Source organism: Draconibacterium sp. (assembly GCF_041583095.1).
GTDB lineage: Bacteria > Bacteroidota > Bacteroidia > Bacteroidales > Prolixibacteraceae > Draconibacterium.
In genome coordinates this window covers 1-6,151 of the sequence record NZ_JBFHGM010000293.1, presented here as the reverse complement: position 1 = coordinate 6,151, position 6,151 = coordinate 1, and the positions used below count along the sequence as shown (strand labels likewise).

Below are 6,151 nucleotides of genomic sequence, written 5' to 3'. Positions count from 1 at the left end.
TTTCAAAAATGCGGTGCAAATATAGTATTTATTTTTATTCCCACTAACCATTTTGATAATTTTTCGAAATAAGTTTTGGTGCGCGATTTTAACTAGTTGTAAGTTACATTCTTATTAATTATATTGCCGAAAATCAAACTTATGACTAGTAAAGTAAAAATCAATCTGGAATATATTATTAATTGTTCGCCTAAAGTGCTCTATAACAGACTTAGCACTGCTTCCGGGTTAACTGAGTGGTTTGCCGACGATGTTCGCGTTCGGGGTAAGCGCTATACTTTTATTTGGGACGGATCGGAGCAAACTGCAGAAATGACATTGCATAAAGAAAACCGTTTGGTGCGGTTTAGTTGGCTGGAAGAAGAAGAAGGTTCGTACTTCGAGTTTAAGATAACACGCGATGAACTTACCGGCGATGTTTCGCTTTTAATAACTGATTTTGCCGAAGAGGATGAAATAGATGAAACCCGTGGTTTGTGGGATTCGCAGGTAGCCGATTTAAAACACGTACTGGGCTCGTAATTCGTTTTTTAAGATTATTAACAGCTGTGTTCCGGTATCAATAACGTTTCTTAACCTTTTTTACTTTACAAATTCCTAAAATAACTTAGTTTTGTAAGCGTTTCCAGAATGAAATAAAGTACATGAAACGTCTACACCTTTTTATTATTAAATCGTTTTTAGGGCCATTTTTTATGACCTTTGTTATCGTACTGTTTGTGCTGCTTATGCAGTTTTTATGGAAGTACGTCGACGATATGGTCGGCAAGGGGCTTGATCTAAAGGTGTTGGCAGAAATGATGTTTTACGCCTCATTTGCCATGTTACCACTGGCCTTTCCGCTGGCCATGCTTCTGGCATCAATCATGACTTTTGGGGCATTGGGCGAAAATTACGAGCTGGTGGCCATGAAAGCTTCCGGAATTTCACTATTCAGAATCATGCGTCCGTTAATTGTTATTGCAATTATCATCACCGGAATAGCTTTTTATTTTTCCAATAATATTCTTCCGAAAACAAACCTGAAATTTTCGACCCTTTTATACAGTGTAAAAAAGCAGCGGCCTGAACTGGTCTTGCAGGAGGGTGTTTTTACCAACGAAATGGATGGCTACAGCATTAAGGTTGGCAAGCGCGATAACGATACAAAAATGTTGTATGATCTGTTGATTTACGATCATACCAAAAATAAACCCAACGAAAGTGTTACGGTCGCCGATTCGGGATTATTGCGGATTACCGAAGATAAAAAGTACATGGTGCTTAATTTGTTTAGCGGAGTAACTTACCAGGAGCAGAAATCGCAAAACCGGGGTAAAAAAGAAACGTATCCTTATCAGCGCAATCGTTTTGAAGAACAAACGATCAGGGTAAAAGTCCGCGATTTTGAATTTAACCGTCGCGATGAAAGTATTTTCAAAAATCAATACCGCATGCTCACCATCGATCAGTTGGTGACTGCCGATGACAGTTTGACGGACGATTATTATGGTCGCTTGCGAAATTATATGATGCAGATTAATATTAATCCGACTATAACCCGGCGAATGTATAATCTCACCGCAAAAGCTGATTCGTTGAAACGCGATATTGAGGAAATTAAAGCCGATACGATATTTGATTTTGATACCTATTATTCTGGTCTTGATAAATGGGTACAGGCCGATATTGCCAAAAGTGCACTCGATAAGGCCCGGAGCAATATGCAACAGGTGAACATGTTCCAGGGGCAGCTTTATAATAAAAAGAAAACGCTGAATAAGTACAGGATGGAAAAACACCGGAAGTTCACCCTCTCGGTTGCTGTGTTGATCTTCTTTTTTATCGGAGCACCTTTAGGAGCAATTATCCGAAAGGGAGGATTGGGGATGCCTGTCGTTGTGTCGATCTTCCTGTTTATTTTATATTACATTGTTTCCATGAGTGGCGAAAAAACTGCCCGCGAAGATGTTTGGGATATGTTTAACGGAATGTGGTTTTCGTCGTATATTTTTCTGCCCATTGGCGTTTGGTTAACGTATAAAGCAGCTACCGATTCGGCTATTATGACGGCGGAAGCTTATGCAAAGTTTTTTGCGCGGCTTGGACTCGGACGTTTTTTTCAGAAAAAGAAATCAAACGACTAAACCCGGATGAACATATTGCAGGTAACAAATAAGGTTCCGTATCCAACCAGAGATGGTGGGGCCATTGCCTGTTTAAATTTAACAAAAGGTTTTGCACAGCTTGGAAATAGGGTAACCGTGCTGGCCATGAATACCGCAAAACATCATCTATCTCCGGATGAAATTCCCGACGAATTAAAACAACTGGCAACATTTAAGTTGGTAGATGTCCCTGCAAAAATTATTCCTTTTGCCGCTTTGGTGAACCTTCTCTTTTCGCGAAAACCCTACAATGCAGTTCGTTTTATCGATGGGAATTTTAGTGAAGCATTGGCAGAATTGTTATCTGAAAACGAATTTGACATTGTCCAATTGGAGGGACTTTATGTTTGTCCGTACATTCCGGTAATACGAAAGCATACCAACGCAACGGTGGTTTATCGTGCACATAATGTTGAGTTTGAGATTTGGGAAAGGGCAGCAGAACTATCAAGAGGTTTAAAAAAGTTATACCTGCAAAATCTCTCAAAAAGGATTAAAAGATTTGAAGCGGATTTATTAAATACATACGATCTCTTAGTTCCGATTACTTCCCGTGATGGAGATATCCTGCATTCGTTGGGAAACAAAAAAGATAAACAGGTTTCTCAAACCGGTGTTGATTTGTCGGCTGTTATTCCGGATAAAACCAATATTGAATATCCGTCGCTTTTTCATATCGGATCGTTGGATTGGGCACCCAACCAGGAAGGTATTTTGTGGTTTCTTGAAAACTGCTGGACACGGATTCGTCAGAAATATCCTGATTTGTGTTTTCACATAGCCGGAAGAAATGCACCGCAGTGGTTAATCGACAAATTAAATGTTGATGGTGTTATTTTTGAAGGAGAAGTTCCCGATGCGTACCAATTTATGAATTCGAAAGCTGTTATGATTGTTCCGTTGTTTTCGGGAAGCGGTATGCGTATAAAAATTATTGAAGGAATGGCGTTGGGGAAAAGTATTGTGACGACATCCATCGGTGCCGAAGGAATTGATGTTACCGATGGTGAGAATGTTATTATCACTAACGATGCAACCGGTTTTGTTGATGCTGTTTTCAGTTTGCTTGAAGATCATGACCAATTTGAGCGTATTGGAAGAAATGCCACTCTTTTTATCCAACAGAATTTTGATAATTTAGCAATATCGAAAAAGCTAATCGGATTTTACAAACAATACACTAAATGATCTTAAGCGTATTATTCTGGGTGTTTTTGCTCATACTGTTCTATACCTATGTAGGGTATGCGCTTGTATTGTGGTTGTTGGTGGGCCTGAAAAAGGTGCTCGGCCGTCGCAAGATCTCATTGGAAAGCAATGACTACGAGCCTGAAGTTTGTTTGTTCGTAACGGCATATAACGAGAAGGACTGCATTAAGCAGAAAGTAAACAACGCTCTTTCGTTGGATTATCCCAAAGAAAAAATACAATATGTGTGGGTTACCGATGGGTCGGATGACGGAAGCCCGGAAATTTTACAACAAGTTAATGGGCTGGAAGTATATCATCAGCCGGAGCGACGAGGGAAAATGCATGCCATGAACCGGGGGATGAAATTTGTAAAAACACCTGTCGTGATCTTTTCCGACTCGAACACGGTTCTTGGAAAACAATCAATTCGAGAGATTGTAAAGTGTTTTGGTAATCCGAAAGTTGGTTGTGTGGCAGGGGAGAAGCGCATTGTCCAGAATGAGGAAGAAGCTGCTGCAGGTGCAGGTGAAGGTTTGTACTGGAAAATGGAATCGTGGATTAAACGTAAAGACTGGGAGTTGAATTCGGCAGTTGGCGCTGTTGGTGAACTGTTCGCCATACGAACCGAACTTTTTGAGGAGGTGGAAACCGATACTTTGCTCGATGATTTTATTATCTCGATGCGTATTGCCCAACGCGGATATAAAATTGCGTATGCTCCAAGTGCTTATGCCGAGGAAACAGCTTCGTTAAATGTAAAAGAAGAATTGAAACGTAAAGCACGAATTGCTGCCGGTGGAATTCAAACAATTATAAGATTAAAAGGATTACTCAATCCATTTAAAAATGGCATTTTGAGCTGGCAGTATTTTTCGCACAAAGTTTTGCGCTGGGCATTTGCTCCGCCGTCCCTCTTCCTTTTATTTATTATAAACCTGTTGCTAGTGGTAAGCACCAATAATTGGAGTGTGGGCAATTTTTATGCAATGGCTCTGTATCTGCAGGTGTTGTTATATACGACTGCTGCGTTTGGCTGGTATTTCGAAAACAAAAAGGTGCGGATGAAGGCACTTTTTGTACCGTACTATTTTGTAATGATCAATTATGCCTCCATTCTTGGGATTATTCGTTATGTAAAAGGCCGTCAGTCGGTGAACTGGGAAAAATCAAAAAGGGCAGGGTAGTTTTATTGAATTATGAATGTTGAATGATGATTGAAGAATAAAGAGGTACATTACACTCGAATTATTTGTGCTTTCCTAAAAATCGAAGTTCGCAAATCGTTAATCGAAGTTCATCATTCTCGGCCGGCTTTTAGATTATAGAATAGTAGAGATTATTCATTACCTGTCTATTTTTAAATACCAGTGGCTTATTTCTTTTTGTTCTCCTCCCAAAAGCGTTTCTCAATAAGTTCGCTTCGTTTAATGGTTCTTCGTATCCATTCCATCTTCAGCTCGTTCTTTTCTGCAGGACTTAATTGCCAGTTCAGGTCTTTACTATCTCGCATTTTCATCGTAAGATGGTGCAATATGATAGCTGCAGAAACAGAAATATTGAAGCTTTCGGTAAAACCATACATCGGAATTTTTAGAAATTCATCGGCTTCCTGCATAATTGTTTCTGTTATTCCCGGTAGTTCCGATCCGAAAACCAGCGCCGTTTTTCCTTTCGTTATATCAAAATCCTGTAATTCGAGGTCGTTGTTGTGCGGAGTAGTGGCCACAATCCGGTAACCTTGCTTTTTTAGGGTTTGTATTGCATCGAGAGCGTTATTTTCTTTGCTATTGTATTTATGTAACGACAACCATTTTGAGGCTCCCATGGCAATTTCGCGGTTAACCTGAAATTCGTTGCGGTCTTCTATAATATGTACATCCTGAATACCAAAACAGTCGCAGGTGCGCAAAACTGCACTTGCATTTTGTTTCTGAAAAATGTCTTCCAAAACAACTGTAAGGTGTCTGGTACGCTTATTTATTACTTTTTCAAAAAGTTCCTGTCGTTGTGGTGTAAGATAGCTTAAAAGGTATTCAAGAAGTTTATTGTCCATCTTTATTCAAGTTTGATGTCGTTAAAAGAAAAAGGGAAGCATTGGGCTTCCCTTTATTCAGTTTTTTTACCTACTCGTATTTCGTTACGATACAGCGTCTGCTAATTCAGCACCAGCTTTAAATTTAACTACTTTTTTAGCTGGGATTGTAATTTCTTTTCCTGTTTGAGGATTTCTACCAGTTCTGGCACCACGTTCTGAAACAGAGAAAGAGCCGAATCCAATAAGTGCAACACGGTCTCCAGCTTTAAGAGCGTCTGTAGTAGCACCTACAAATGCATCAAGAGCTTTTTTAGCATCAGCTTTAGAAAGGCCAGCTTTTTCGGCCATCGCATCAAGTAATTGAGCTTTGTTCATAAGGCAAAATTTTAAATAATTAATTAAGTGATTGAAAATAAATAACTTAGTTCTATGTACTTTGTCTCGAATATTCAGAATCTATATACTTTTTCAAGGGTTAAAATTCGTCAAACATTCAGTAAAATCAAGCGTTTCAGAGAACTTTTTTAAGTTTTAGCTAAATTCATAAATATGTTTTAAAAAACCAAACCGTAGCACCCTTTTTTTTTAAGTAATTTCTGAAATTTTTGTCAAAAAGTGTTTTGTACTTTAAAAAATTAATCTACTTTTGCACCGCATCTGGAGAGATGGCAGAGTGGTCGAATGCGGCGGTCTTGAAAACCGTTGTACCGCGAGGTACCGGGGGTTCGAATCCCTCTCTCTCCGCCAAAATCCATCAGAGTTTTCTGATGGATTTTTT

6 protein-coding genes and 1 tRNA gene are annotated in these 6,151 nt (G+C 39.3%); 5 read left to right on the top strand and 2 right to left on the bottom strand.

Annotation, left to right across the window (positions count from 1 at the left end; genetic code table 11):
- Window positions 1-141 precede the first annotated feature (141 nt).
- The 4 genes from ABZB17_RS19355 (at window position 142) to ABZB17_RS19340 (ending at window position 4,522) form a co-directional block, all read left to right on the top strand.
- Window positions 142-522: an START-like domain-containing protein gene (locus tag ABZB17_RS19355; protein WP_045029060.1), complete on the top strand. Its 381-nt coding sequence runs from the start codon at window positions 142-144 to the stop codon at window positions 520-522.
- 122 nt (window positions 523-644) lie between these two features.
- On the top strand, window positions 645-2,126 hold the full coding sequence (locus ABZB17_RS19350) for an LptF/LptG family permease (RefSeq protein ID WP_045027833.1): 1,482 nt from the start codon (window positions 645-647) through the stop codon (window positions 2,124-2,126).
- A gap of 6 nt (window positions 2,127-2,132) precedes the next feature.
- Window positions 2,133-3,335 (top strand): glycosyltransferase family 4 protein, encoded by a 1,203-nt coding sequence (locus ABZB17_RS19345; protein WP_372652685.1) that lies wholly within the window; start codon window positions 2,133-2,135, stop codon window positions 3,333-3,335.
- Window positions 3,332-4,522, top strand: coding sequence for a glycosyltransferase family 2 protein (locus ABZB17_RS19340; RefSeq protein WP_372652682.1), 1,191 nt, complete (start codon window positions 3,332-3,334; stop codon window positions 4,520-4,522). The genes ABZB17_RS19345 and ABZB17_RS19340 overlap by 4 nt, the downstream gene beginning before the upstream one ends.
- 188 nt (window positions 4,523-4,710) lie before the next feature.
- Here ABZB17_RS19340 and ABZB17_RS19335 read toward each other — a convergent pair whose 3' ends face one another.
- Both ABZB17_RS19335 and ABZB17_RS19330 read right to left on the bottom strand, forming a co-directional pair.
- Window positions 4,711-5,391 carry a TrmH family RNA methyltransferase gene (locus tag ABZB17_RS19335; RefSeq protein WP_372652679.1) on the bottom strand — a complete coding sequence of 227 codons (681 nt, stop codon included), beginning with the start codon at window positions 5,389-5,391 and terminating at the stop codon, window positions 4,711-4,713.
- 84 nt (window positions 5,392-5,475) lie between these two features.
- On the bottom strand, window positions 5,476-5,748 hold the full coding sequence (locus tag ABZB17_RS19330) for an HU family DNA-binding protein (protein WP_038554490.1): 273 nt from the start codon (window positions 5,746-5,748) through the stop codon (window positions 5,476-5,478).
- A 284-nt stretch (window positions 5,749-6,032) separates the two neighbouring features.
- Here ABZB17_RS19330 and ABZB17_RS19325 point away from each other — a divergent pair.
- Window positions 6,033-6,120 (top strand) — tRNA-Ser (locus ABZB17_RS19325).
- Window positions 6,121-6,151 lie beyond the last annotated feature (31 nt).

Excerpts from the sequence above, each read along its gene's own strand:
- ABZB17_RS19330 (WP_038554490.1), bottom strand. The coding sequence starts at position 5,748 with ATGAACAAAGCTCAATTACTTGATGCGATGGCCGAAAAAGCTGGCCTT.
- ABZB17_RS19340 (WP_372652682.1), top strand. The coding sequence starts at position 3,332 with ATGATCTTAAGCGTATTATTCTGGGTGTTTTTGCTCATACTGTTCTAT.
- ABZB17_RS19335 (WP_372652679.1), bottom strand. The coding sequence starts at position 5,391 with ATGGACAATAAACTTCTTGAATACCTTTTAAGCTATCTTACACCACAA.
- ABZB17_RS19345 (WP_372652685.1), top strand. The coding sequence starts at position 2,133 with ATGAACATATTGCAGGTAACAAATAAGGTTCCGTATCCAACCAGAGAT.
- ABZB17_RS19355 (WP_045029060.1), top strand. The coding sequence starts at position 142 with ATGACTAGTAAAGTAAAAATCAATCTGGAATATATTATTAATTGTTCG.
- ABZB17_RS19350 (WP_045027833.1), top strand. The coding sequence starts at position 645 with ATGAAACGTCTACACCTTTTTATTATTAAATCGTTTTTAGGGCCATTT.